Here is a 24,218-nt window from a genome sequence, read left to right as displayed (position 1 = left end):
TTCGCCAGGCCTCTGGGTGCGCCCCCCTCCAAGCCGAAGGCGCCAGAGAGGGGGGAGCCGCGAAGCGGCATGGGGGGTGCTTCTCAGTTCACGCCCAGCACCAGCCGGCTGACCACTGCGCCTCCCACCACCAGCCACAGGGCCAGCAAGGCGGCCAGCAGCAGCGGGCGGGGGCCGGCCTGCCGGATGGCGCCGAGCCGCGTGGTGAAGCCCAGGGCGCCCATCGCCATCGCGAGCAGCAGGTTGTCCAGCGCATTGGCCGCCTGCACGGCGCCCTCCGGCAGCCAGTGCAGCGAATTGAAGAGCACCACCGCCACGAAGCCGAAGGCGAACCAGGGCACGGCCAGGCGGGCGGCGGGCGCGGGGCCGTCCCCATGGCCCTCTTCAGAGTGGCTGGCTCCCCGCCGGCGGCCCAGCCAGGCGGCCAGCATCAGCAGGAAGGGCGCCAGCATCATCACGCGCACCATCTTCGCGATGACGGCCGTGTCGGCCGCCTCGGGGCCGATGCCGCGCGCGGCGGCCACCACCTGCGCCACCTCGTGGATGGTGGCGCCCGCATAGAGGCCGAAGCCGTGCTGCCCCCCGGGCACCAGCGCCCAGTGCTGGTTGAGCGCATACAGCGCCGGGTACGTGAAGATGGCCAGCGTGCCGAAGACCACCACCGTGGCCACGGCCACCGTCACCTGCGCGGGCCGGCCGCGCACCACCGGCTCGGTCGCCATCACGGCGGCGGCGCCGCAGATCGCGCTGCCGGCGCCGATCAGCATCACCGTCTCGCGCTCCATGCGCAGCCAGCGCAGGCCCACCCAGCAGGCGATGCCGAAGGTGGAAGCCAGCATCAGCGCGTCGACCAGCACGCCCGCCAGGCCGACGTGGCCGATGTCCTGCACCGTCAGGCGCAGGCCGTAGAGCACGACGCCCAGGCGCAGCAACTGCTGCTTGGCCATGCCGATGCCCGGCCCCGGCCGGGCATGCCAGTGCGCCGGCACCAGGTTGCCGGCGAGCATGCCCAGCACGATGGCCAGCGTGAGCGCGCTCAGGCCGCTGTGCGCCAGCGCCGGGATCTGCCCCAGCACCATGCCCCCGGCGGCCAGCAGTCCGGCCAGGGCCAGGCCGGGCAGATGGCGCGCGCCCCAGGACACCGGCGCTGCGGCCGGCAGGGCGTGTGCAGGAAGGGGATGGGCCTCGATGTTCATGGCAGGCTGCTGTGTCAGTGGGAATGGCATCGACTCTAGGCAGCGGCCTTCGACCCGTCCAACGGGTAATCTGGCTAGCATCGAGCGACTGGATCGCTCGATGAGACCCCCGCCCATGGACATGCCCCGCCTCACCCTGCGCCAGATGCGCGTCTTTGCCGCCGTCGCCCAGACCGGCAGTACAGCGGCGGCGGCCCAGGCCATCGCGCTGTCGCAGTCGGCCACCAGCTCGGCCCTGAACGAGCTGGAACGCCTGCTGGGGCTGCGCCTGTTCGACCGCACCGGCAAGCGCCTGGTGCTCAACGACGATGGCCGCCGCGTGCTGCCACGCGCCCTGGCGCTGCTGGACGCCGCCGCCGACATCGAGCGCCTGGCCCACGAGGGCGGCGACGCCGACGCGCTGGCGCTGCGCATCGGCGCCAGCACCACGCTGGGCAACCATGTGCTGCCGGCGCTGCTGCGCGACTTTCTGGGGGCGCAGCTGCAGGCGGCACCGGCCGGCTGGCAGGCGCGCGTGCGCATCGGCAACACCGAGGCCGTGTGCGAGGCCGTGGCCGCCTTCGAGCTGGACGTGGGCCTGATCGAAGGCCCCAACCGCCTGCCCGCCCTGGCCAGCACGCCCTGGCTTCAGGACGAGATGGTGCTGGTCGCCGCGCCTGGCACCTTCGGCACCGCGGACGACACAGCGCGCGTGCCCATGCGCCGCCTGCGCGAGTCGCTGTGGCTGCTGCGCGAGCCCGGCTCCGGCACGCGCGAGGTCACCGACCAGCTGCTGCTGCCGCACCTGGGCGCCCATGCCCGCAGCCTGGAGCTGGGCAGCTCCGAGGCGATCCAGCAGGCCGCGGTGGAAGGGCTGGGCGTGGCCTGCCTCTCGCGCTGGGTGGTGCAGGAGGCGCTGGCCGCCGGCCGGCTGGTGGCGCTGCAGACCGCGCTGCCGCCGCTGCGGCGGCAATGCCACCTGGTGCTGCACCGGCACAAGCAGCCGACGCGGGCCCTGTCGCGCTTCTGGGCCATGGCCATGGCGCGGGCGACGGTGGGCCGCGACGGGGCGCGCTGAGCGGGGTCTCTGTACGCATTGCCCGGGACCGGGAGCGGCGACGCACCACCGCAGTCACTCCTGTCCGGCCAGCGCTCCGCGCCCGGCCTGGGCGCCTCAATGCAGGGCGCCGCCGCCCTCCACGATGTCCGTGTCGACGCGCAGTGCGGTGCGCAGCAGCAGGCGCACACCCGCGACCTGGTCGGCCAGCGCCAGGGCCGGCTCGCCCGGATGCTCCGCCAGCTGCGTCGGCAACCAGGGCAGGTGCACGAAGCCGCCACGCACGCCCGCCAGCGCCGGGCGGGTGGCGAGCCGATGCATCAGCGCGAAGAACAGGTGGTTGCAGACGAAGGTGCCCGCCGTGTTCGACACCGCCGCAGGAAGGCCCGCGGCCTGAAGTGCCCGCACCATGGCCTTGATCGGCAGGCGCGAGAAGTAGGCGGCCGGCGCTCCGGGCACCACGGGCCGGTCCACGGGCTGGCGGCCGTCGTTGTCGGCAATGCGGGCGTCGTCGATGTTGATCGCGACGCGCTCGGGCGTGAGGCCGGCCCGCCCGCCCGCCAGGCCGAGCGCGACGACCATCAGGGGCGGCGCACCTGCGCCCAGGTGCTCGTCCAGAGAGGCAATTGCCTCTCCGAACACGCAGGGAAGGCAGGCGGATTCGACCACCACGCCCGGCGCCAGCACTTCCCGGTCGAGCGCGCGGGCGACTTCCCACGAAGGGTTGAAGGCATCGCCGCCAAAGGGCTCGAAGCCCGTCAGCAGAACCCGGCGAAGTGACGTGGACATGGACGCAGGAAGGAACGCAGGCGCCGGCAAGGGTATCGCAGACAGGTAGGCTCCATGCCTGCCCGGCCGCCAGGCCGCTCGCCTGTCCATCCTGCCCATGACCCAAGACTTTCGATTTCCGAACCGCCGCCGCACGCTGCTGGGCCTGTGCGCCCTGCCCCTGTCCACGCCCTTTGCTGCGCAGGCCGCGCGGCCCGTGTCCGCCACCTCTGAGCCCGCCGTGCGGCCACGCTCGCTGCAGGTGCCGGGCGGCGTGGCACGCCTGCCGCTGGGCCCCGCCAACCAGCGGCCGCGCGTGAAGACCGAAGCGGGCCTGCCGGTGCTGGTGGTGGGCGACGCCATCGCCTGGACGGCCATCGTCGGCATACCGCTGGCCGCGCAGCCCGGCGAGGCCCATGTGCGGGTCGACGAGGCGGGCGGCAGCCGCCGCATCGCCTATGCCATCGCGCCCAAGCGCTATGCCGAGCAGCGGCTCACCGTGGCGCCCAAGACCGTCGACCTCTCCGCCGCGGACCAGGCCCGCTACGAGCGCGAGCGCGACCATCAGGCCGGCGTGATGGCCATCTTCAGCGACCCGTTGCCTGCCGAACTGGCCATGGCGGTGCCGGTGCCCGGCCGCCGCTCCAGTTCCTTCGGGCTGCGCCGCGTGTTCAACGGCCAGGCCCGCAATCCGCACAGCGGCATGGACATCGCCGCCGGCACCGGCACGCCCGTGCGCGCCCCGCTGCCCGGCCGGGTGATCGACACGGGGGACTACTTCTTCAACGGCGGCACCGTGTGGCTGGACCATGGCGGCGGCCTGCTGAGCATGTACTGCCACCTCAGCCGCATCGACGCCAAGGTGGGCGACCGCCTGGCCACCGGCGACGCGTTCTGCGCCGTGGGCGCCACCGGCCGCGTGACGGGGCCGCACCTGCACTGGGGCGTGATGCTCAACCGGACGATGGTCGACCCGGCGCTCTTCATCGAGGCCTGAAGCCTTCGGCCGGCCTCAGCCAGGAAAGCGACCCTGCCGCGCTGCAGCATGCGCCGCCGTCCGACACGGCATCCGGCCCCCGCCCTGATGCAATCCGCGGCGAGGCGGGCCGCAGTGGAAGGCCCGCCCGAACCATCGTCCGAGGAGAAACGAATGCCCCGATTTGCCACCATTCATGGCCACGTCACCTTCACGCCCGGCGACGGCGCGCCCATCGAGATCCCGGAAGGCCGGGTCGAGATACTGGAAGCCGACGACAGCGTCACCCTGTCGTGGGAATCCGAGCCCGGCACCGTGGGCACCACGGCCATGCCGCGCCTGCAGTACGACCAGTATGTGGAGGCCGGAAAGATCCGCCCCGAAGGAGGCGACCAAGCCGCCGCCTGAGGCGGTGCAGGGCGCCTATCCCAACACGCCCGACGGCACGAGGTAGGCGTCCTGCCCCAGCAGGTCGATCCCGCACTGCAGGGATTCGGCCCAGTCCAGAAAAGCGCCGATGGCCGGCCCCGCGAGCGGCGCGCCGTGCTGCGGCACCAGCAGTGCGATGTCCAGCTGCCGTGCCATGCGCACCCACAGCCGCATCACCTTGTTGGACACCATGTAGCGGCGGTGGAAGGCTTCCATGTGCGGGCGGATGCGGGCGAAGTCCGTCACCGGCGTCTGCGCCTCGGTACCGCCCACCATCGAGGCGCCCAGATCCCCCGAGAACAGGATGCGGCTCACGGGGTCGTAGAACTGGAAGTTGCCTTCCGAATGCAGGAAGTGCGCGGGCAGCAGCCACAACTCGCTGCCTCCCAACCGCAGCCGCCCGCCCGCATCGGGCACCGACAGCACACGCTCCGTCGTCTTGCCGCTCTTGGCGAAGTGCGGCGCAAAGCGCGCCCAGATGCGCGAGATCACCAGCTGCGCCGAGGTGGTGGTCAGCCAGCGGTCCAGCGAGGCAATGATGTCGGGGTCGGCATGCGAGGCGATCAGATAGCTCAGTCGGTTGGGCGGGAAATGCCGCGTCATGCCCAGGAAGAGCTCGTTGAAGGCGATGTTGCCGCCCGGATCGATGATCGCGCCCACGCCCTGGTCGATCAGCAGGAACTGGTTGCACTGCACCGCCTCGCCGCCGTCGCGGACCAAGTCGGTGAACATCAGGCAGGCATGCTGCGCGTCGCGGTAGAGCTCGATGGGCACGGGGCCGGCGCCGGGGCGGAAAGACGAAGAACGGCGGATTCTTGACCTGAGTCCACCGCATGTCGATGCGGCGCCCGCGGCTTTCGCCGCGTGTTTGAGTTGGATCAACCGGATGCCGCGTCGGCGGCCGGCGCGGCCTGCGGAATCTCGCGCCAGGCGCTGCGCAGATGCGCCAGGAAGCGCTGCGCCAGCGGCGACGGCGTGGCGCCGGCCAGCGTCAGCGCGCCCATGCGGCGCTTCAGCGGCACATCCGCCAGGCGCAGGCCTTTGAGCGTCGTGTGGCGCGGGTGCAATGCCAACTCGGGCACCAGCCCGACCCCCAGGCCCGCCTCCACCATCGCGAGCAGCGCACTCACATGGCCGACCTCCAGCCAAGCCGGAGGCGGACGCTGGTCGGCCCCCAGGCCGGCATCGATCAGGCGCCGGTTACCGCTGGTGCGCGCCACCGCCACCCAGCGCTCGCCGGCGAACATCGCCAGGCTCGGCGAGCGCTTGCGCGCCAGCGGATGGTCGCGGCGCACGGCGAGCACATAGCGCTCTTCCAGCAGGGGCTCGAAGTTCAGCGCCGGGTCGGTCACGCCGCTGAAACCCAGGCCCAGGTCGGCCTCACCCGTGCGCACGGCGGCCGCCACCTCGTCCATGCCGCCATCCATCAGCCGCACCCGCACCTGCGGCAGCCGGCGGCTGAAGCCCTCGATCAGCTGCGGCATGCGCGCCGTCGCCACGGTGGGCACGCAGGCGATGGAGATGCGGCCCGCATGGCGTGCGGCGATCTCGTGCACGCCCAGCACCGCAGCCTCCAGGTCGTCCAATGCCATGCGCGCCCGCGACAGGAAGGACTCGCCCACGCGCGTGAGCCGCACATCCCGCGTGGTGCGCTCGAAGAGGCGCGCGCCCAGCAGCTGTTCCAGCCGGTCCACGCGGCGGCTGAGCGCGGCGGGCGAGAGGTGAAGGTCTTCCGCCGCCGCCCGGAAGCCGCTGCGGTCCGCGACCGCCACGAAGGCCTGCAGTTGCTGGAGATCGAAATTGATGCGTGGCACGCAACAAGTGTATTGAACGTTGCACTTGTCGCAACAACGCGCGGCACCGACGATGCGGGCCGGTTTCAACCCATCCTCCAAGAACATGACCGAGACAAGCCTGAAGCGAAGCTTCGCCTGCGCCGCCCTCTTCCTCGCCTTTGCCGGCAATGCCCTGGCCGAACCCCTGACCGTCGTCTCCTCCGGCGGCTTCGCGGCGGCCTACAAGAAGCTGGTGGCCGAGTGGCAGAAGCAGCCCGACCATGAGGTCAACTCGCAGTGGGGCCCGTCGATGGGCGCCACCAAGAACGCCATTCCCCAGCGACTGGACCGCAAGGAACCCATCGACGTCGTCATCATGGTCGGCGACGCGCTCGACAAGCTGATGGCCACCGGCCAGCTGGTGCCGGGCTCCAAGGTCGTGCTGGCCGACTCCACCATCGCCTGCGCCGTGCCCCAGGGTGCGCCGCGACCCGACATCAGCACCGTCGACAAGTTGCGCCAGACGCTGCTGAATGCCCGCTCCGTGGCCTGGTCCGACAGCGCCAGCGGCGAGTACATCGAGCGCGAGATGCTGCCCAAGCTGGGCATCGCCGAGCAGATGCGCGGCAAGGGCCGCAAGATCCCGGCCACGCCGGTGGGCGAGATCATCGCGTCCAAGGAAGCCGACTTCGGCTGCCAGCAGCGCAGCGAACTGCTGCCGGTGCATGGCATCGACATCGTGGGCGACCTGCCGGCCGACGTGCAGTACGTGACCGAGTTCTCCGCCGCCGTCGTCGCCAGCAGCCCGCGCCGCGACGAAGCCACGCGCTTCCTGCGCTTCCTGGCCACGCCCGAGAACGCGGAGGTCATCCGCTCGACCGGCCTGGTGCCGATGACCAAGGGCGGCACGCGCTGAGCGAGCCCCCCCGGTGGCCGGCCGCCGCTCCCGGTGGTCGGACCCGCGCCGCGCATGCCCGCGCCGGCGCTCTTTTCTTTCCTCTCTCCCTCCTTTTCCGGACCCGCCGACCATGCGATCGATCTCCCGCCGCGCCGTGCTGAGCGCCCTGGCCTTTTCCACCCTCACCGGCGCTGCCGGCATCGCTGCGGCGGCCGACTGGCCTTCCAAGCCCATCACCCTCATCGTGCCTTTCGCGGCCGGCGGCACCAACGACATCCTGGCCCGCATCGTGGGGCAGAAGCTGTCGACCCAGCTGGGCGTGCCGGTGGTGGTGGACAACCGCGGCGGTGCCGGCGGCACCCTGGGCGCCGGCATCGCCGCCCGCGCCACGCCGGACGGCAACACCTTCCTGATGGCCGCCATCGCCCACGCCGTGGCACCGGCGCTCTACAAGAGCCTGCCCTACGACTTCGGCCGCGACTTCGATCCTATCGGCCTGATCGGCACCACGCCCAACGTGCTGATCGTCAACCCGTCGGTGCCGGCCAAGACCGTGCCCGAGCTGATCGCCTATGCCAAGGCCAACCCGGGCAAGCTCAACTACGGCTCGGCCGGCCCCGGCAGCACCGAGCACCTGGCCGGCGAGCTGTTCCGCGCCATCACCAAGACCGACATCACGCACGTGCCCTACAAGGGCGGTGCGCCCATGATGGCCGACCTGCTGGCCGGCAACATCCAGATGGCGCTGGAGACCAGCCCCTCGGCCTCGCCCCACATCAAGGCGAACAAGGTGCGCGCCCTGGCCGTGACCTCGGCCACCCGTTCGCCCATCTTCCCCAACCTGCCGCCCCTGGCCGAAGCCGGCGTGCCGGGCTACGAGATGACGACCTGGTTCGCGCTCATGGCCCCGCACAACACGCCCGCCGCCGTGCAGGAGCGCATGCAGAAGGAACTGCGCACCGCGCTGGCCAACCCCGAGGTCAAGACCCGCTTCGCCGAGCAGGGCGTGACGGCCGGCAACATGACGCCCGCCGAAGTGCGCAGCTTCGTGCAGCACGAGACGCAGCGCTGGGGCGACAGCCTGCGCAGCGCGGGCGTCAAGCCCGAATAAGGAGTCGCGGGCACGTCCCGCACGCCTGCGCAAGCCGGCCCCTGGCCGGCTTTTTCATTGGGGCGACGACGCCGCTGCGTGCGCCTCCTGCAGGCATTGCGCGAACAGCGCCGTGGCCCGCGCCGGCTGCGGCGAGCGGCGCCACACGCCGACGAAGCGGCAGTCGTAGACCAGGCGCTGCGGCGCCAGAGCCCGCAACCGGCCTTCGCGCTCGAAGCCGGCCGCATAGTGGTCGGGCAGGAAGCCCAGGTAGCGCCCGGACAGCAGCAGCAGCGCGATGGCCTCCTGGTCGTAGCCGGTGGCGCGCCGGGTCAGACGTGCGCGGTGGCTCAGCTCCATGTTGGGCGAGTGGTAGCCCAGGCCGGCGAAGGCATGGCGGCGCAGGTCGGCCCAGTCCAGCGCGTCGGTGTCGGCCTCGAACAGGGGATGGCCGCGACCGGCATAGAGCTGCATCGTCTCGCCGAACAGGTCGGCATAGGCCAGGCTCTGCGAAGCCCGGTGCGCCGGCACCACGCCCACATGGAAGCGGCCGTCGATCACGCCGCGCTCGATGGCATTGAGCGAGGCCACGTGCACGTTCAGCGACACGCTGGGCGCGCGCTCGGCAAAGCGCGCCATGGCCTCCCCGATGCGGGCCTGCGGGTTGCTGGCCGTCTTGTCGAACAGCGCCACCTCCAGCTCGCCGCCCATGCGACCGTGGATCTCGTCGATGCCCCCGCGGAAGGTGTCCACCGCCGCCAGCAGGCCCAGCGTCTGCTCGTAGACCTTCTGCCCCTCCGGCGTGAGGGCGAAGCCAGTGCGCCCACGCCGGCACAGCGTCAGGCCCAGGCGCGTTTCCAGGTCCTTGACGTGGCGGCTGACGGTGGAGGTGCCGATGTTCAGCTCCAGCTCGGCCGCGGTCATGCCGCCGCAGTCGACCACCGCCTTGAACACGCGCAGCAGGCGCAGGTCCATGTCGCTGACCTGGCCCAGCACGGCACGGCCGCGCGGACGGGCTTCTTCCGAGGCGCCGGCCGGCTTCGCCTTGCCCCGGGTCACCGGCGGCGCCGCCGCAGCGGGCGCGGCGGCACGCGGCTTTCTTGCTTGCATGGATCGTCAAGTGAACAGTGATGAATGTCCATTTTCGCCAGTATCGGCATGGCCACAATCACGCCTATTCCCAATGCCAGTCAGTTGACCCGTCCGCCCTGAGCTTGTCGAAGGGCCTGCGCCAGGCTTCGACAAGCTCAGCCCGAACGGACTTTGGTTGACTGACTGGCATTGCCCATCCCCCGACCTTTCCTACCGCCGCCATGAGCTCCACCCTCGCCTCTCCCGCCCCGGCCCCCACCGTGCGCACCGACGCCGCCTGGCTCGAAGCCCACTGGATGCCCTTCACCGGCAACCGCCAGTTCAAGGCCGACCCGCGCATCATCGTGAGCGGCAAGGGCGCCTACTTCACCGACGCCGATGGCCGCAAGATCTTCGACGGCCTGTCGGGCCTGTGGTGCACGGGCCTCGGCCACTGCCGCAACGAGATCAGCGAGGCCGTGGCCCGCCAGGTGGCCACGCTGGACTATTCGCCGGCCTTCCAGTTCGGGCATCCGCTCTCGTTCGAGCTGGCCAACAAGGTCAAGGCGCTGATGCCCCAGGGGCTGGACTACGTCTTCTTCACCGACTCCGGCTCCGAGTCGGCCGACACCTCCCTCAAGCTGGCCCGCGCCTACTGGCGCGCCAAGGGCCAGGGCACCAAGACCCGCCTGATCGGCCGCGAGAAGGGCTACCACGGCGTCAACTTCGGCGGCATCTCCGTCGGCGGCATCGGCGGCAACCGCAAGACCTTCGGCCAGGGCGTCGAAGCCGACCACCTGCCCCACACCCAGCCCGCCATGGGCACCTTCGCCAAGGGCATGCCCGAAGTGGGCGGCGTGGAGCTGGCCAACCGACTGCTGGACGTGATCGCCCTGCACGACGCGTCGAACATCGCCGCCGTGATCGTCGAGCCCTTCTCCGGCTCGGCCGGCGTGGTGATTCCGCCGGTGGGCTACCTGCAGCGCCTGCGCGAGATCTGCACGCAGAACAACATCCTGCTGATCTTCGACGAGGTCATCACCGGCTTCGGCCGCGCCGGCGCCATGACGGGTGCCGAGGCCTTCGGCGTGACGCCGGACATCCTGAACTTCGCCAAGCAAGTGACCAACGGCGTGCAGCCGCTGGGCGGCGTGGTGGCCACCAAGGAGATCTACGACACCTTCATGGCCGCCGGCGGCCCGGACTACCTGGTCGAGTTTCCGCACGGCTACACCTACTCGGCCCACCCGGTGGCCTGCGCCGCCGGCATCGCCGCACTGGACCTGCTGATCGCTGAAGACGGCCCCGGCCGCGTGAAGGCGCTGGCGCCCTACTTCGAGACCGCGGTGCACAGCCTCAAGGGCGCCAAGCACGTCGCCGACATCCGCAACTTCGGCCTGGCCGCGGGCATCACCATCGCACCGGTGCCCGGCGAGCCGGCCAAGCGGCCCTATGAAATCGCCATGGCCTGCTGGAAGAAGGGCTTCTACGTGCGCTACGGCGCCGACACCATCCAGCTGGCGCCGCCCTTCATCACCGAGCGTGCCGAGATCGACCGCCTGATCAACGCCGTGGGCGAGGCGCTGCAGGAAGTCGCCTGACGTTCAGCCGCTCGTGCTTCAATACGGGGATGGACGCCCGAAGCACCGCCGCCGCCACCCGCCCCGCCGTGATGATGCAGGTCCTCGTGCCCGACGGCACGCTGGCCCAGCACAGCACGGCGCTGGAGGCCGCACATGACGTCTTTCGTGTGACACGGGTGGCGCCGCAGTTCGCCTGGCAGGCCATGGAAAAGCTCGCCGACTGGGAGCAGTCGGGCGCCACCGGCGACTGCCCGCTCAGCGAGGCCGAGGACCTGGCCATCGACGTCCTGCTCTGCGCCCAGGAGGCCGCCAACCAGTCGCTGGGCGTGCGACCCGGCGAGCCGGCGGTCGAACTGCAGTTCATCGAGGCCTCCGCCGCGCCTTCGCGCTGAACGGGCCGGACGGGCCGGGCCACCGTTGCCCTCGCCGCCCGTCCGCTCAATCTCCCTTGTCGCCCGTCTCGGTCTTGCGCAGGCCGCGCACGTTCATCACGGCCAGGCACAGCTGGAGCGCGATGAGGGCCCAGGCCTGCGTGTGCAGGCCCCAGGCTCCCCACATCACGTTGCTGGCCAGGAAGATCCAGAAGCCGGTGTTGCGCCGACGCTTGTCGTTCGAAGCCACGAGCCAGGCCGAGATGACCGAGGCCGCGAACGCGGGCCATTGAAGCAGACCGATCCAATCCATCCGAGTGGTTCCTTGCGGCACGCATCAGGGGCGGCCGATGCCGCATCGTGTGTGCCGCGGCACGACCCCGGCGTCGGCGCGGAGCGGCCGCCCCTGTCGGCCATGTGACGGCTTCGGTCCGACTGGCTCAGGTGCCGGGGCACAGCCGCCGCAGCGCCGTCACGAGTTCGTCGAGGTCCAGCGGCTTGACCAGGTGGGCATCGAAGCCCGCGCGGCGCGTGCGCTCCACATCGTCGGGCTGCCCCCAGCCGGTGGCGGCGATCAGCCGCACGTCCTGCGCGTCGGGCATGGCCTTGACCGCCCGCGCCACCTCGTAGCCGTCGGGCGAGGGCATGCCGATGTCGAGCACCAGCACGTCCGGCGGCGCATGGACCACCTGGGTCAGCGCCTCACTGCCCGACAGCGCCACCTGCGCGTCGAAGCCCCGCAGCCCCAGCAGCCGCGCGATAGGCCAGACCGCGTCGGCGTTGTCGTCCACCAGCAGCACGCGGGTCAGGCGCGCCGCGGCAGCGGCGTCCGTGGCGCTCGCGGGCGGTTGCGGATCGGGCCGCACCTCGCCGGGCAGCCCGTCGATGGGCACGGCCACGGTGAAGCGCGAGCCCTGGCCTGGGCCCGTGCTGTCGCCGCTGACGCGGCCACCGTGCAGTTCCACGATGCTGCGCACCAGTGCAAGGCCGATGCCCAGCCCGCCGGCGCCGGGCCGCAGCTCCGAGGGCCGCTGCGCGAACATCTCGAACATCGACTCGACCACGCCAGCCTCCATGCCGATGCCGTTGTCGCTGACGCAGAAGACGAGCTCCCCGCCGTGCCGCGCGACGTCGAGCGCGATGCGTCCGCCGTCGGGCGTGTACTTGACGGCATTGGTCAGCAGGTTCGACAGCACCTGGCTCATGCGCACGGGGTCGACGAAGAGCTGCAGCTCCGGCTCGGGCACCGACACCGCGAGCGCATGGGCGGCATCGTCCAGCCCGTGGCGCGTCGACTCCACCGCGGCCTCCACCAGCACGCGCACCGGCACCCAGCCCTTGCGCAGGTTCATGCGGCCCAGGCGCAGGCTGGAGACGTCCAGCAGGTCGTCGAGCAGCACCTTCATGGTCTGTGCCTGGCGCCGCACGATGTCGGTGGCCCGGCCGCGCTCCGGCGCGGGCAGGTCCGGCTCGGCCAGCGCCGTGCCCGCCGCATGGATGGAGGCGAGCGGATTGCGCAGCTCGTGCGACAGCACCGCCAGGAAGCGGTCCTTGCTGCGGTTGGCGGCCTCCAGGGCCTGCTGCGCGGCGCGCTGCTGGCTCTGGTCGCGCAGGATCTTGACGAAACCCACCAGGCCATCGGGCCCGCGCATGGGCATGAGCGCGCCGCTGGCCCAGAAGCGCGAGCCGTCCTTGCGCACATGCCAGCGGTCGTCCATGGCATGGCCTTCGCGCAGCGCGGCCTGCAGCTCCAGCCGCGGCGCACCCGAGGCGCGGTCCTCCTCGGTGAAGACCAGGTCGGCGAAGCGACCCGCGACCTCGGGCTCCGAATAGCCCAGCAGGCGCTCGGCGCCCGTGTTCCAGCCGGTGATGCGGCCCTGCAGGTCGGTGGAGAAGATGGCGTATTCGACCGCGTTCTCCACGATCAGGCGCAGCCGCTCCTCGCTGGCGCGCAGCGCGTCCTCGGCGCGGCGGCGCTCGCCGATGTCGGTGCTGACGACCACCAGCGAGGGCGTGGCGTCGCCCTGGGCGTCGAGCAGGCCCACGCTGTTGTGCATCCACAGCACCGAGCCGTCCTTGCGCAGGCAGCGCTTCTCGATCTGGAAGGGCTGGCGGTCGCGCAGCAGCCGCTCGGTGCGCTCCATGCTGGCGGCACGGTCCTCGGGGTGGATCAGCTCCATCAGCAGGGTGCCGACGAGTTCGTCCTCGTCGTAGCCCAGCATGCGCGCGTAGTGGCGGTTGACGAAGAAGATGCGGCCCGCCTCGTCGGCCTGCAGCACGCCCACCGAGGCCTGGTTGACGATGGCGCCGAAGCGCGCCTCGGACTCGCGCAGGGCCCGCTGCGCCAGCCGCAGCTCGCTGATGTCCACGAAGGTCAGCACCACGCCGGCCACCTGGCCCTCGCCGGTGCGGTGCGGCAGCAAACGGGCCAGGTACCAGGTGCCGGCGCCAGCCTCCACCTCGCGCTCCACGGGCGTCAGGTGCCGCAGCACGCGGCCGGCGTCGGCCATCAGGCCGGCATAGCGCAGCGGCGTGGCCAGGTCGGACAGCGGCCGGCCCAGGTCGCCGGGAATGAAGCGGAACAGGGCGCAGGCCGCCGGCGTATAGCGCACGACGCGCAGCTCGCGGTCGAGGAAGACGGTGGCGATGGCGGTGGCGTCGAGCAGGTTGAGCAGCTGGCCATGGCTCTGCTGCAGGGCCTCGATCTCGCGCTCCAGCTCGCGCACGCGCTGGCCGGCGGCGGCCGCATCGGTCGAGCCCGTGGCAGCGGCCGGGCCAGGAGGGCCGGGCGGAGGGGCGTGGGAGCGGGCAGGGTCGTCCATGCGGTTCCTCTCGGTGGATGGTGGGGCGGGCCCGCCAAGCCTGCCGCCATGCCGGCTCAGAGGCTGTAAGCCTTGAGGCGGTTGTAGAGCGTCTTCAGGCTGATCCCGAGGACCGCCGCGGCGCGCTCCTTGTGGCGGTCGCAGTGCAGGTAGGTGGCCACGATGGCCTGGCGCTCGATCTCGGCCAGCGAGGTGCCCACCGGCACGGAGATCCAGCCCGGCGCCGCTGGCGTCTGCCCCGGCGCAGGCGCCAGGGGCTCCAGCGGCATGGGCGCCGAGGCCGCCGCCAGCTCGGCCGACGAATCGGCCGCGCCGGGCGGCATCCATTCGTCGGACATCCAGCCGTCCACGCTCATCACCCAGGCGCGCTGCACGGCATTGCGCAGCTGGCGCACGTTGCCGGGCCAGTGGTAGGCGCGCAGCTTGCGCAGGGCCTCGGGCGTGAAGCGGCGGCCCAGCCCCTCCTGCACGCGCAGCTGCTGCGCAAAGTGCAGGGCCAGCAGTTCCACATCGTCGCCGCGGGCGCGTAGCGGCGGCAGGATGATGGGAAAGACGTTGAGGCGGTAGAGCAGGTCCTCGCGCAGCACGCCGGCGCGCACGGCCGCATGCGGGTCGCGGTTGGTGGCCGCGATGATGCGCACATCGGTCTGCTGCAGCTCGGTGGAGCCCACCCGCATGAAGGTGCCCGACTCCAGCACCCGCAGCAGCTTGACCTGCAGCTCGGCCGGCATCTCGGTCACTTCGTCGAGGAAGAGCGTGCCGCCATGCGCCCGCTCGAAGAAGCCGCGGTGCTGGCGCTCGGCGCCGGTGAAGGCGCCCCGCTCGTGGCCGAAGATCTCGCTCTCGATCAGGTGCGGCGACAGCGCACCGCAGTTGACGGCCAGGAAGGACTGCTCGCGGCGGCGGCTCAGGTCGTGCACGGCGCGCGCCACCAGCTCCTTGCCGGTGCCGCTCTCGCCCTGGATGAACACCGTCGCCGCCGAGCCCGCGACACGCGCGATCTGCAGGTAGACGCTCTGCATGGGCTCGGAGCGTCCGATCAGCGCGCCGAAGCGGCCGGTCTCGCGCCAGGTCTCGGTCAGCTCGGCCACCTCGGCCCGCAGCCGCGAGGGCCGCATCAGCCGCGACAGCAGGTGCCGCAGCTGCTGCGCCTGTACGGGCTTGACCAGGTAATCGGCCGCGCCCAGGCGCAATGCCCGGATCGAGGTCTCCAGGCTCGCCTGCCCGGTGATCAGCACCACCTCGATGTCATGGGTGCTGGCCTGGGCCGCTTCGAGCAATTCGAAGCCGCTGCCGTCGGGCAGGTGCACGTCCAGCAGCATGAGGTCGGGCGGCGAGACCGCCAGCGCACGCCGCGCATCGGCCAGGGTGCCGCAGGTGGAGACGCGATGACCCTCGCGCGCCACCAGGGCCGCCAGCATGCGTGCCACGTCCTCATCGTCCTCGACGATCAGTGCTCGTCCCATTCCACTCCTCGGATGTGCTTTTCTGGCGGCGGCCCGGCGCGCGCGATGCGGCGCGGACTCGTGCGCGCAGGCCTGGACGCTATCGCAGCCCGCGTCGCCGCGCTGTCGGACGGATGCAGAAATTGCGGCAAGTACTGCCGATCCATCCCCGCCCAATACACGGAACTTAATACTTATTTATTACTTTTACGCCATTCAGGCGTGGCACATCCGTTGCGCAGTCAATGGAGTGAGACCTTCCAGAACAACTGCTTTCGGCACAGCCCTCCCACCCTCCGCCGTTTCCCCCGGCACGCCAGGCGCGCGCCCGCGATGGCCGCGCCGGAGGGGGGCACCCACGTGATCCGGGTCGGCATCGCCGACGACCATCCGGTGGTGCGCTCGGGGCTGCGGGCCCTGCTCTCCTCCTGCGACGACATGACGGTCGTGGGCGAGGCGCGCGATGGCCGCGAGACGCGGGCGCTGGCGCTGGACGTGCGCCCCCACGTGCTGATCATGGACCTGATGATGCCGGGCTACAGCGCGCTGGACCTGATGACGACCCTGCGCGAACGCGCCTCGGGGGTGGCCGTGATGGTCTATACCGGCTACCCTGCCGAGCACTACGGCCCCGCGCTGCTGCGCGACGGCGCCCGGGCTTACCTGGGCAAGGACTGCGACCCCTCCGAGGTGCTGGCCGCCATCCGCGCGCTGCATGCCGGCCGGCGCTACATCACCTCAGACATGGCGGGCGTGCTGGCCCAGCGCTCCAGCACCCAGACCAGCGAGGCGGCGCCCCACCACTCGCTCACGCCGCGCGAGTTCCAGATCTTCCTGAAGCTCGCGCAGGGCGACAGCCCGGCCCACATCGCCGACGCCCTGTGCGTGTCGGCCAAGACGATCAGCACCCACAAGGCCCGCATCATGGCCAAGATGGACCTCCACTCGAACAGCGAGTTGACCTACTACGCGACCAAGCGTCGGCTGCTCAGGTGAGGACACCCCCCATGCCGCTTCAATGCTCCGGGCGGCCGCCGGAGGCGGCTGCTCTTCGGGCACGTCCAAGCCTGCACTGGCAGGCTTGGAGCCGCGGCCCTCAGCCCCTCTCTGGCGCCTTCGGCTTGGAGGGGGGCGCACCCAGAGGCCTGGCAAAGCCAGTTCCTCGGGTGCCCTGGCGTGCGGCCTGCTCCGCGGCCATTCGATCGGTATCACTGCGCCAGTTTCATGCGAGACGGGTGGCGCACAGCGCCATGGAAGACTGACATGACCACTCGCTCCCCGCCATCTACCCCACCTGCGCCGCCGGAATCGCCGCAGCAGGCGCTGCTGCGCGAGTTCGACCACGACGCGCGTTCACCGCTGAGCGCGATGGCCGCCGCCACAGAACTGCTCGGGGCCACCGACGACCCGGTGCTGCAGGAAGAGGCCCGCGGCGTGATCGCGCGGCAGGTGCGCAAGCTCAACGATCTGTTCGCGGCCTTCCGGGCCCGGCTCGCCGCCCTCGCCTCGGGACGCAACGATCCGCCGGTCTGACCCGCCGGCGGCGCGCACGGCCCGGCGAAGCACGGCCCGGCGCAGGTCTCACTCCATCAGTTGGTGGCGGATGGCATAGAGCGTCATCTCGCCGTTGGAGCGCAGGCCCAGCTTCTCCAGGATGCGGGTCCGGTAGCCGCCCACCGTCTTGACCGACAGGCACAGCGACGAAGCGGCCTGCTGCAGGTCGCAGCCCTGGGCCAGCTTGAGCAGCACCTGCAGTTCGCGGCGGGTGAGCGGCTCCTCGTGGCGGCCATCGGCAGGCACGCAGTGCTCCAGCAACAGGTTGGCCATGGTGGGCGACATGTAGCGCTCGCCGCGTGCGACGGCGCGCACCGCCCGCAGCAGCTCGTGAGGATCGCTTTCCTTGTCGACCAAGGCCCGCACACCCTCGCGCACCAGCGTGCAGGCGTATTGCTCCGCCGCAAACCCGGTATAGACCACCAGGCCCACATCGGGCGCCTGCATGCGCAAGCGGACCACCTCGTCGAGCACGTTCGAACCGGGGATCACCAGGTCGAGCACCAGCACATCGAGCTGCTGCGCGATCAGCTCGCGGGCCAGCCCGCGGGCCCGGTCACATTCCCACACCATCTGCAGGTCGTCCTCGGCGCCGAACAGCGCCTTGAGGCCGGTGCGCACGACCGGGTGGTCGTCGACCACGCCGACACGGATCGGCTGCAAGGCGCGCGGGAGGCGGGAAGACAGCGAAAAGGCGGAAGTGGGCGCGGAGGCCGCATGAAGGGTGCTCTGCATGACGGTGTACTGGCAACTCCCATGCCGCGACATCCGCCTGAGGATGAAAGAAGAAGCTGCGTGTTGGCGACATGTAGGCCGGCTGGCGGGGCCCGCCCCGATCGGGCCTCATCGCTTGCGGCAAGTGTTGCCGCAAGCCTTGCAGCCGCACGGCGAAGCGCCGCCCCGGCCCGCTGACGATGCGCCCGTCCTTGTCCGACATGGGGCCGCTGGCAGCTCCATAAGCTGAACTGACCCGTCCCCACCCGCCGAGGTCGGCGGCGCCCGCATCTTCGGGCGGCGGGCCTACGACCCAAGGAGCATTTCCATGTCGAATTCGCAGAACGGCCGTCCCGGCCACACCGAGCACAACGCCACTGGCAAGCAGCCCCCCACGCCGCGCAACGAAGGCCGGCGTACGCCCGAGAGCCGGCATGACCGCGAGGACCATGCAGGCAGCGGCAACCAGAAGCAGCAGCGCCAGGGCGGTGGTCATGGCGTGCATTGAACGCTGGGCCGCAGCGGCCGTCGTGATGGGGGCGCTGGCGGCCGGCCTGCCAGCGGCGGCGCAGAACTCCGGCAACCCGCGCGGCAATCCCCAGGGCAGCGCCACGCCGGGCTCCATGGGCCGCGCCGTGCCCCCGCCAGCCAGCCGCCCCCCGCAAAGCGCAGCGCCGACGAGCGGGACAGAAGGCCGGCGGACCAACCCGGATCAACCCGAGGCGAGCAGCGGCCATGGCCGTGAGATCGGGGTAGGACAGCCGGGTGGACTCGGCGGCCAGCGTGCGGCCGAATCCCGCAACCCCACCACCGAGACGAATCAGGCGCCGAAGCCGGCCAAGACGCGATGAAGCTCGCGCGACGGGTAAGGCCTTGTGGGGGTGCTCACCGCCGCGGCTTCGCCTAGCTCAGCCCGAACGGGAGAGGTGTGGCGCTCAGGCGTCCGGCACGCCGCCGACCTGACGCAGGTCTTCGGCATGGCGATGCGCGCCCTCGCCGCGGTCACCGGCCGGCGAGGCGTCCTGATCGAGCTGGGTGGTGGGCGGATGCCGCGCATCGCCCACCACAGGCGGCACGGGCATCGGGATCTTCTGTGGCGGCGTGTCGGCATCGGGCCGCAGGCCTTCGTCCAGGGTGCGGACGGGATCCTCGCCCACACCTTGGGGCGGGGCGCGGCGTCGGTCTTCGTTGGGGTTCATGAGGCGGGTTCCTGGAAAGGGTTGCGCCCCCGGCCGAGCATCGACGCGAATGGCGCCACGGCCGGAAGAGGCGATGGCCTGAAGGCTGTGTCTTGCGGCAGCGCGCCGCAGTAGGAATTGCCGCAGGCGACTGTGCGCGCAGGGGCTGCGGCAGCCCCCCACGTGTGGCTGCGCCGCCACCTACAGGCCCATGGCAATGGGCCCCCCACGCTGAACCCTTAGCGCGCGACCCAGGGACGGACGATGTGGCCATGGGCTGCAGCGTCCGCCGAGCTTCCTTCCATCCCAACCCGGAGCATCCACCCATGAGTACCACCCCCATCACCGACAGCGGCGAGGGCACCCGCCCCACCACCGATGGCGCCGCCAGCAACCTGGGGCCTGCCAAAGGCTACCCGGATGGTGACACCGTCAAGCCCGGTCCGCACGAACGCATGATGGACAAGCGTCAGAACGCCGAGGCCGCGGAGCACGACGGCGCCGCACCCTGGGGCGTGCGCGAATCCATGAAGCCCGATCCCAACACCGAGCCCCCGCCCTGGCCGGGCAAGACGCGCAAGGGCTGATAAGCCCCTTAGGCGCGCTCACGGCCGCATTGACGGCAGTCTCTGAGCGGCCATCCCAAAGGGGGGCGGCGATGCGATGTTCCTCAGCGCTTGGCATCGGCGCCCGCGCCCTGCGACAGCTCCAGAAACTCCTGCGTCAGCACGCCCAGGCGCTCGCCCAGCCAGGCGGCGATGGCCTCTTCCTGGCGCAGGATGTCCTCGCAGACCTGGCGGGTCTGCGCGTCCTGCGCCATGTCTGCGGCCGCCACCAGGATGCGGTAGGTGGCCACCTCGAAGTGCTCGAAGGCATAGCAGCTCATCGCCACCTTCATCACCTCGTCGTCGGCCATGCGGGCACCCAGGCCCTGCATCATGGCGCTCATCTTGCCGGCGACGTCCTTCATGCTGGACGTGTCACCGCCGCGGCGCTGGATGCATTCGCGCAGCATGCGCGCCTGCTCGCGCGTCTCCTGCAGGTGGGCCTGCATCTTGGCCTTGAGTTCGGGGTAGTTCTGCAGGCGGTCGCTGGCGGTCTGCAGCATGGTCTCGGCCTGCTCTTCCATCGCATGGGCGTCACGCAGCCAGTCCATCAGATGGTCGGCGGGATGGGTCATCGAAAAGCTCCTGGTCGGGGTGGAGGAAAGCGGATCGGCCGAAGCGCCGACCGCGTCGAATCCGTCGAGCGACGCCCCCGGGTCTTCCTCGCCCGCGGCGGACTCGCGTGCCAGGTCCACGCCGAAAGCCTTGCCAGAGTGGGGATTCATGGGGATTGCTCCTTGCCGGATGTCGAAGCCGCCACCCTGGGGCCGGCCCGGAGCGCCCCTGTAGGAAGAGTCGCCGCACCGGGCCGGCGAGACGCGAGGCCGGCACCGGCGACACAGGCCGACGGAGAGGCCTGCCGCCCGTCGGCTGTGCGCTCCCACTCCCAGCTGGGCCTTTGCCTACATGGTTCGGCGGGGTGGCTGCGAACGCTGTGCGCTGGCGCCCTCGCCATCGCAAAAGCAGGGCCCTTCGAACCCCACAACCCCACAGGAGTCTTCTTCATGTTCTCGCACAACAAGCGACTGCAATACACCGTGCATGTCAGCATGCCCAACCCCGGCCTCGCCAACCTCATGCTGGAGCAGTTCGGCGGCCCGCAGGGCGAGCTGGCAGCCGCCTGCCGCTACTTCACGCAGGCGATCGCAGAGGACGATCCCGGCCGCAAGGACATGCTGTTCGACATCGCGACCGAAGAGCTGAGCCACCTCGAAGTGATCGGCAACCTGGTGTGCATGCTCAACAAGGGCGCCAAGGGCCGGCTGGCCGAAGGCGTGGACGAGCAGGGCGAGATGTATCGCTCCATCACCGGCGCCGGCAACGACAGCCACCTCACGCAGGTGCTCTACGGCGGCGGCGCCCCACTCGTCAATTCGGCGGGCGTGCCCTGGACGGCCGCCTACGTCGACACCATCGGCGAGCCCACCGCCGACCTGCGCTCCAACATCGCGGCCGAGGCCCGCGCCAAGATCGTCTACGAGCGGCTCATCAACCTCACCGAGGACCCCGGCGTGAAGGACGCCCTCACCTTCCTGATGACGCGCGAGGTGGCGCACCAGAAGTCCTTCGAGAAGGCGCTCTACAGCATCGAGCCCAACTTCCCGCCGGGCAAGCTGCCGGGCGATCCGCGCTTCACCAGCGTGTACTTTCGCATGTCCAAGGGCGAGGCCGACCTCAAGGGCCCGTGGAACGAAGGCCCGGACTGGGACTTCGTACCGATGACGCAGGACTCGGGCCCCGTGGACGGCCGCACGGGCTGGGCCTCGGTGGAGTTGCCCGAGGGCGATGCAGAAGTGCTGCGCGCGATGGCCACACGCACGCAGTCGCGCACCGACATCGATCCCACCACCGGTGCCGAGCTGGGCGCCGGCGTCACCCCGCCGCCGGCGGCCAAGAAGAAGTGAGCAAGGGGCGCGAGGCGGATGCGCCGGCGCCAGACGGCCTGGCGCTGGTCATCATCGACATGATCAGTGGCTGGGACTTTCCGGACGCCGAGCACCTGCTGCCGCATGCCCAGCGCGTGGCCACCGAGATCGCAGCGCTGGCCCAGGCCTGCCGCGACCGCGGTGTGCCCGTCATCTATGCCAACGACAACCGCGGGCGCTGGCGTTCCGACTTCCGCGCGCTGGTCGATGCGGCCCTGGCCCAGGACGGGCCGGGCGCCGAGATCACGCGACTGATGCGCCCCCACGCGCACGACTACTTCGTGCTCAAGCCCAAGCATTCGATCTTCCACGGCACGCCCATGCCCTTCCTGCTGCAGCACCTGAAGGTTCAACGGCTGGTGCTCGCCGGCGTCTCCAGCGACCAGTGCGTGCTGATGTCCGTGTCGGACGCCCGCATGCGCGAGCTGGACCCGATCGTGCCTGCGGACTGCTCCGCCTCGCAGGGCGAGGCACGGCACCAGGTGCTGCTGCAGCAGCTGCGCGAGACGTGGAAGGTCGAGGCGCCGGACACCTGGCGAGAGATCTTCCAGAACGCGCCGCCTTCCCCGACCCGCGCCCCACCACCCCGCCAGGAGCCCTCCAATGACTGAACCCACGCCCCAGACTTCCACGCTGCCCCAGCAGCCGCCCGGCCTGGAATCGCGCATGACACCGCAGCCCGACTTCGGCGCGGACAGCTACCGCGGCAGCGGCAAGCTGCAAGGCAAGGTGGCGCTGATCACGGGCGGCGACAGCGGCATCGGCCGCGCGGTCGCGCTGGCCTTCGCGCGCGAAGGCGCCGACCTGCTCATTGCCTATCTGCCCGAGGAGGAAAGCGACGCCCGCGTCACCCGCGAATGGGTGCAGCGCGAAGGCCGCCAGTGCCTGGCCATCGCTGGCGACATCCGCAGCGAGGCGCATTGCCGTTCGCTGGTCGATGCCGCCGTGCAGCAGTTCGGCCGGCTCGATGTGCTGGTCAACAACGCCGCCTTCCAGATGAGCCACAAGTCGCTGCAGGAGTTGACCGAGGAGGAGATCGACCGCACCTTCCGCACCAACGTCTTCGCCATGTTCTTCCTGGCCAAGGCGGCCGTGCCGCACATGAAGCCCGGCGCCTCGATCATCAACACGGCCTCCATCAACGCCGACAAGCCCAATGCCACGCTGGTGGCCTATGCGGCCACCAAGGGTGCGATCCAGAACCTCACCGGCGGCCTGGCCCAGCTGCTGGCCGAGCAGGGCATCCGCGTCAACTGCGTGGCGCCGGGGCCGGTGTGGACGCCGCTCATCCCTTCGACCATGCCGCCCGAGCAAGTGGCCAAGTTCGGACAGCAGACGCCGATGAAGCGCCCCGCGCAGCCCAAGGAGCTGCAGGCGGCCTACGTGATGCTGGCCTCGGACGAGGCGAGCTACATCTCGGGCGCCACGATCGCCGTCACCGGCGGCGTGCCGATGATCTAGCGCTGCGTCCCGCGGCAGGAGGAGGGCGATGACCCGCTCCTGCACGACAAGCCCTCTTTAGAGCGGCACCCAGCTGGGCGTGCGGGCGAGCGCGCCGAACAGCTCGGCGGCCTGGTCGGAGGGCGTGGCGTAGAGGTCCAGCGGCAGCGGCATGCCGTGGCGCAGGAAGACGGCGCGGATGCGCTCGTCCCAGTCCAGCAGGGCCATCGACCAGTGGGGGAAGACACGCGCGGGTGTTGGGCCACGGTCCAGCAGGCGCAGTTGCCGGTGCCGCTCGTCGTCCAGGATGCGGCCATACAGATGCTCCACCGCCGCCTGCGAGCCTTCGAGGTATTGCATGTACACGCCATCCAGCAGGCACAGGGCGCCCGTCACGCCCGCAGCCGGATTGTTCTCGCGCGACTGGCGCAGGATGCCCGCCACGTCCTCCGAGCGGAAGACCTGTGCACGGCTGGCATAGATGAGTCGGTAGATCACACGACCGATCCTAGTCCCCTGCTCCGCGGGCGGCGCGGCTGACCACGGCGCGCCGAAGGGAAAAAGGCGGGCAATCACCCTCAGGGCAAACCCTGATCGCAATCGCTGAAACCGGTTTCATAATTTCCGTCATCGGAGACACACCGGCGCCTCCACGCGCCCCATGCCGTGAATTACCAGTTCCAGTTCGATGCCGTGCTCGCCGCCTGGCCCCTGCTGCTCAAGGGCACATGGATCACGGTGCAGCTCTCCCTCACCGCCACGCTGCTGGGCCTGGCCGTGGCCGTGGTGTGCGCCTGGGGCAAGACCAGCGGGCCGGCGCCGCTGCGCTTCCTGATCAATGCGTACATCGAGGTGATCCGGAACACGCCCTTCCTGGTGCAGCTGTTCTTCTTTTTCTTCGCGCTGCCGGTCATCGGCGTGCGCTGGTCGCCCTACATGGCCGCGCTCACCGCCATGGTGGTCAACCTGGGTGCCTACGCCACCGAGATCATCCGGGCCGGCATCGAGTCCATTCCCAAGGGCCAGATCGAGGCGGGCCGCGCGCTCAACCTCAAGGGCTGGGAGATCTTCCGCTTCATCATCATCAAGCCGGCGCTCAAGGCCATCTACCCGGCGCTGACCAGCCAGTTCATCCTGCTGATGCTGAGCTCGGCCGTCGTCTCGGTGATCTCAGCCGACGACCTCACCTCGGTGGCCGCCACGCTGCAGTCGCAGACCTTCCGCAGCTTCGAGATCTACATCGTCGTGGCCGCCATCTACCTGGGCCTGGCCCTGCTCTTCTCGCTGCTGTTCAAGCTGATCTACCAGCGCGTCCTGCACTACCCCGACCGCCGCTGAAGGC

At 70.8% G+C, this 24,218-nt stretch carries 27 protein-coding genes; 15 read left to right on the top strand and 12 right to left on the bottom strand.

Translation table 11 applies throughout. The features are described from left to right. Positions 1 to 83 precede the first annotated feature (83 nt). The gene (locus tag L0984_RS22340; RefSeq protein ID WP_234196538.1) at positions 84 to 1,196 is read right to left on the bottom strand and encodes a YeiH family protein; all 1,113 of its coding nucleotides are present in this window, start codon (positions 1,194 to 1,196) and stop codon (positions 84 to 86) included. Positions 1,197 to 1,311: 115 nt separating this feature from the next. Here L0984_RS22340 and L0984_RS22335 point away from each other — a divergent pair, with 115 nt between their 5' ends. Then, entirely contained in the window at positions 1,312 to 2,253 is a 942-nt protein-coding gene (locus tag L0984_RS22335; protein ID WP_234196536.1) for a LysR family transcriptional regulator, read from the top strand. A gap of 96 nt (positions 2,254 to 2,349) precedes the next feature. On the opposite strand, the gene pcp is transcribed toward L0984_RS22335, so the two are convergent. Continuing rightward, on the bottom strand, positions 2,350 to 3,021 hold the full coding sequence (gene pcp, locus L0984_RS22330) for a pyroglutamyl-peptidase I (protein ID WP_234196534.1): 672 nt from the start codon (positions 3,019 to 3,021) through the stop codon (positions 2,350 to 2,352). A gap of 97 nt (positions 3,022 to 3,118) precedes the next feature. Here pcp and L0984_RS22325 point away from each other — a divergent pair, with 97 nt between their 5' ends. Both L0984_RS22325 and L0984_RS22320 read left to right on the top strand, forming a co-directional pair. Beyond that, a complete protein-coding gene (locus L0984_RS22325) occupies positions 3,119 to 3,997 on the top strand; it encodes a peptidoglycan DD-metalloendopeptidase family protein (protein WP_234196532.1) in 879 nt (292 codons plus the stop codon). Between the two features lie 153 nt (positions 3,998 to 4,150). Next, the gene (locus L0984_RS22320; RefSeq protein WP_234196530.1) at positions 4,151 to 4,384 is read left to right on the top strand and encodes a hypothetical protein; all 234 of its coding nucleotides are present in this window, start codon (positions 4,151 to 4,153) and stop codon (positions 4,382 to 4,384) included. Positions 4,385 to 4,399: 15 nt separating this feature from the next. On the opposite strand, the gene L0984_RS22315 is transcribed toward L0984_RS22320, so the two are convergent. Further along, entirely contained in the window at positions 4,400 to 5,179 is a 780-nt protein-coding gene (locus L0984_RS22315) for an MBL fold metallo-hydrolase (protein ID WP_234196528.1), read from the bottom strand. Positions 5,180 to 5,283: 104 nt separating this feature from the next. Then, positions 5,284 to 6,219, bottom strand: coding sequence for a LysR family transcriptional regulator (locus L0984_RS22310; RefSeq protein WP_234196526.1), 936 nt, complete (start codon positions 6,217 to 6,219; stop codon positions 5,284 to 5,286). 85 nt (positions 6,220 to 6,304) lie between these two features. Here L0984_RS22310 and L0984_RS22305 point away from each other — a divergent pair, with 85 nt between their 5' ends. After that, a complete protein-coding gene (locus L0984_RS22305; protein WP_234196524.1) occupies positions 6,305 to 7,096 on the top strand; it encodes a substrate-binding domain-containing protein in 792 nt (263 codons plus the stop codon). A 112-nt stretch (positions 7,097 to 7,208) separates the two neighbouring features. Next, positions 7,209 to 8,189 (top strand): Bug family tripartite tricarboxylate transporter substrate binding protein, encoded by a 981-nt coding sequence (locus L0984_RS22300; RefSeq protein WP_234196521.1) that lies wholly within the window; start codon positions 7,209 to 7,211, stop codon positions 8,187 to 8,189. A 54-nt stretch (positions 8,190 to 8,243) separates the two neighbouring features. Here L0984_RS22300 and L0984_RS22295 read toward each other — a convergent pair whose 3' ends face one another. Continuing rightward, on the bottom strand, positions 8,244 to 9,143 hold the full coding sequence (locus tag L0984_RS22295) for a LysR family transcriptional regulator (protein WP_234196656.1): 900 nt from the start codon (positions 9,141 to 9,143) through the stop codon (positions 8,244 to 8,246). A gap of 338 nt (positions 9,144 to 9,481) precedes the next feature. On the opposite strand from L0984_RS22295, the gene L0984_RS22290 reads away from it, so the two are divergent. Together L0984_RS22290 and L0984_RS22285 are read left to right on the top strand one after the other, a co-directional pair. Continuing rightward, complete coding sequence (locus L0984_RS22290; protein WP_234196519.1) at positions 9,482 to 10,840, top strand: aspartate aminotransferase family protein; 1,359 nt, start codon at positions 9,482 to 9,484, stop codon at positions 10,838 to 10,840. A gap of 29 nt (positions 10,841 to 10,869) precedes the next feature. Beyond that, entirely contained in the window at positions 10,870 to 11,214 is a 345-nt protein-coding gene (locus L0984_RS22285) for a hypothetical protein (RefSeq protein WP_234196517.1), read from the top strand. A gap of 46 nt (positions 11,215 to 11,260) precedes the next feature. On the opposite strand, the gene L0984_RS22280 is transcribed toward L0984_RS22285, so the two are convergent. The 3 genes from L0984_RS22280 to L0984_RS22270 all read right to left on the bottom strand — a co-directional run bounded on the left by L0984_RS22280 (position 11,261) and on the right by L0984_RS22270 (position 15,481). After that, positions 11,261 to 11,506: a hypothetical protein gene (locus L0984_RS22280; RefSeq protein ID WP_234196515.1), complete on the bottom strand. Its 246-nt coding sequence runs from the start codon at positions 11,504 to 11,506 to the stop codon at positions 11,261 to 11,263. A 127-nt stretch (positions 11,507 to 11,633) separates the two neighbouring features. Next, the gene (locus tag L0984_RS22275; RefSeq protein ID WP_234196513.1) at positions 11,634 to 14,015 is read right to left on the bottom strand and encodes a PAS domain S-box protein; all 2,382 of its coding nucleotides are present in this window, start codon (positions 14,013 to 14,015) and stop codon (positions 11,634 to 11,636) included. Between the two features lie 56 nt (positions 14,016 to 14,071). Continuing rightward, the gene (locus L0984_RS22270) at positions 14,072 to 15,481 is read right to left on the bottom strand and encodes a sigma-54-dependent transcriptional regulator (RefSeq protein ID WP_017758139.1); all 1,410 of its coding nucleotides are present in this window, start codon (positions 15,479 to 15,481) and stop codon (positions 14,072 to 14,074) included. A 312-nt stretch (positions 15,482 to 15,793) separates the two neighbouring features. On the opposite strand from L0984_RS22270, the gene L0984_RS22265 reads away from it, so the two are divergent. Both L0984_RS22265 and L0984_RS22260 read left to right on the top strand, forming a co-directional pair. Next, positions 15,794 to 16,456 (top strand): response regulator, encoded by a 663-nt coding sequence (locus L0984_RS22265; protein WP_255697554.1) that lies wholly within the window; start codon positions 15,794 to 15,796, stop codon positions 16,454 to 16,456. A gap of 267 nt (positions 16,457 to 16,723) precedes the next feature. Beyond that, the gene (locus L0984_RS22260; RefSeq protein WP_234196511.1) at positions 16,724 to 16,993 is read left to right on the top strand and encodes a hypothetical protein; all 270 of its coding nucleotides are present in this window, start codon (positions 16,724 to 16,726) and stop codon (positions 16,991 to 16,993) included. A 48-nt stretch (positions 16,994 to 17,041) separates the two neighbouring features. Here the strand turns inward: L0984_RS22260 and L0984_RS22255 are convergent, their stop codons facing one another. Next, the gene (locus L0984_RS22255; protein ID WP_234196509.1) at positions 17,042 to 17,677 is read right to left on the bottom strand and encodes a response regulator; all 636 of its coding nucleotides are present in this window, start codon (positions 17,675 to 17,677) and stop codon (positions 17,042 to 17,044) included. A gap of 379 nt (positions 17,678 to 18,056) precedes the next feature. On the opposite strand from L0984_RS22255, the gene L0984_RS22250 reads away from it, so the two are divergent. Further along, complete coding sequence (locus tag L0984_RS22250; RefSeq protein ID WP_234196507.1) at positions 18,057 to 18,236, top strand: hypothetical protein; 180 nt, start codon at positions 18,057 to 18,059, stop codon at positions 18,234 to 18,236. Between the two features lie 427 nt (positions 18,237 to 18,663). Here the strand turns inward: L0984_RS22250 and L0984_RS22245 are convergent, their stop codons facing one another. Further along, entirely contained in the window at positions 18,664 to 18,927 is a 264-nt protein-coding gene (locus L0984_RS22245) for a hypothetical protein (RefSeq protein WP_234196506.1), read from the bottom strand. Between the two features lie 305 nt (positions 18,928 to 19,232). On the opposite strand from L0984_RS22245, the gene L0984_RS22240 reads away from it, so the two are divergent. Next, positions 19,233 to 19,493, top strand: a complete 261-nt coding sequence (locus L0984_RS22240; protein WP_234196504.1) for a hypothetical protein — start codon at positions 19,233 to 19,235, stop codon at positions 19,491 to 19,493. Between the two features lie 83 nt (positions 19,494 to 19,576). Here the strand turns inward: L0984_RS22240 and L0984_RS22235 are convergent, their stop codons facing one another. Further along, positions 19,577 to 20,236, bottom strand: a complete 660-nt coding sequence (locus tag L0984_RS22235; protein WP_234196502.1) for a ferritin-like domain-containing protein — start codon at positions 20,234 to 20,236, stop codon at positions 19,577 to 19,579. A 279-nt stretch (positions 20,237 to 20,515) separates the two neighbouring features. Between L0984_RS22235 and L0984_RS22230 the strand changes: the two genes are divergently transcribed. From L0984_RS22230 to L0984_RS22220, 3 genes are read left to right on the top strand one after another with little or no spacing between them, the layout of a single operon-like run. Beyond that, a complete protein-coding gene (locus L0984_RS22230; RefSeq protein WP_234196500.1) occupies positions 20,516 to 21,415 on the top strand; it encodes a manganese catalase family protein in 900 nt (299 codons plus the stop codon). Then, positions 21,412 to 22,047: a cysteine hydrolase family protein gene (locus tag L0984_RS22225; protein ID WP_234196498.1), complete on the top strand. Its 636-nt coding sequence runs from the start codon at positions 21,412 to 21,414 to the stop codon at positions 22,045 to 22,047. Before L0984_RS22230 ends, L0984_RS22225 begins: the two co-directional genes overlap by 4 nt. Next, positions 22,040 to 22,897, top strand: coding sequence for an SDR family oxidoreductase (locus tag L0984_RS22220; RefSeq protein WP_234196496.1), 858 nt, complete (start codon positions 22,040 to 22,042; stop codon positions 22,895 to 22,897). The genes L0984_RS22225 and L0984_RS22220 overlap by 8 nt, the downstream gene beginning before the upstream one ends. A gap of 57 nt (positions 22,898 to 22,954) precedes the next feature. Here L0984_RS22220 and L0984_RS22215 read toward each other — a convergent pair whose 3' ends face one another. Continuing rightward, complete coding sequence (locus L0984_RS22215; protein ID WP_234196495.1) at positions 22,955 to 23,374, bottom strand: BLUF domain-containing protein; 420 nt, start codon at positions 23,372 to 23,374, stop codon at positions 22,955 to 22,957. 168 nt (positions 23,375 to 23,542) lie between these two features. Between L0984_RS22215 and L0984_RS22210 the strand changes: the two genes are divergently transcribed. Further along, positions 23,543 to 24,214 carry an amino acid ABC transporter permease gene (locus L0984_RS22210; RefSeq protein ID WP_017761095.1) on the top strand — a complete coding sequence of 224 codons (672 nt, stop codon included), beginning with the start codon at positions 23,543 to 23,545 and terminating at the stop codon, positions 24,212 to 24,214. The last annotated feature ends 4 nt before the right edge of the window (positions 24,215 to 24,218 follow it).

The organism is Pseudacidovorax sp. NFM-22, from assembly GCF_021401245.1.
Taxonomy (GTDB): Bacteria; Pseudomonadota; Gammaproteobacteria; order Burkholderiales; family Burkholderiaceae_C; genus Xenophilus.
The sequence above is the reverse complement of the archived record's forward strand: the minus strand, read 5'-3'. Positions and strand labels throughout refer to the sequence as shown.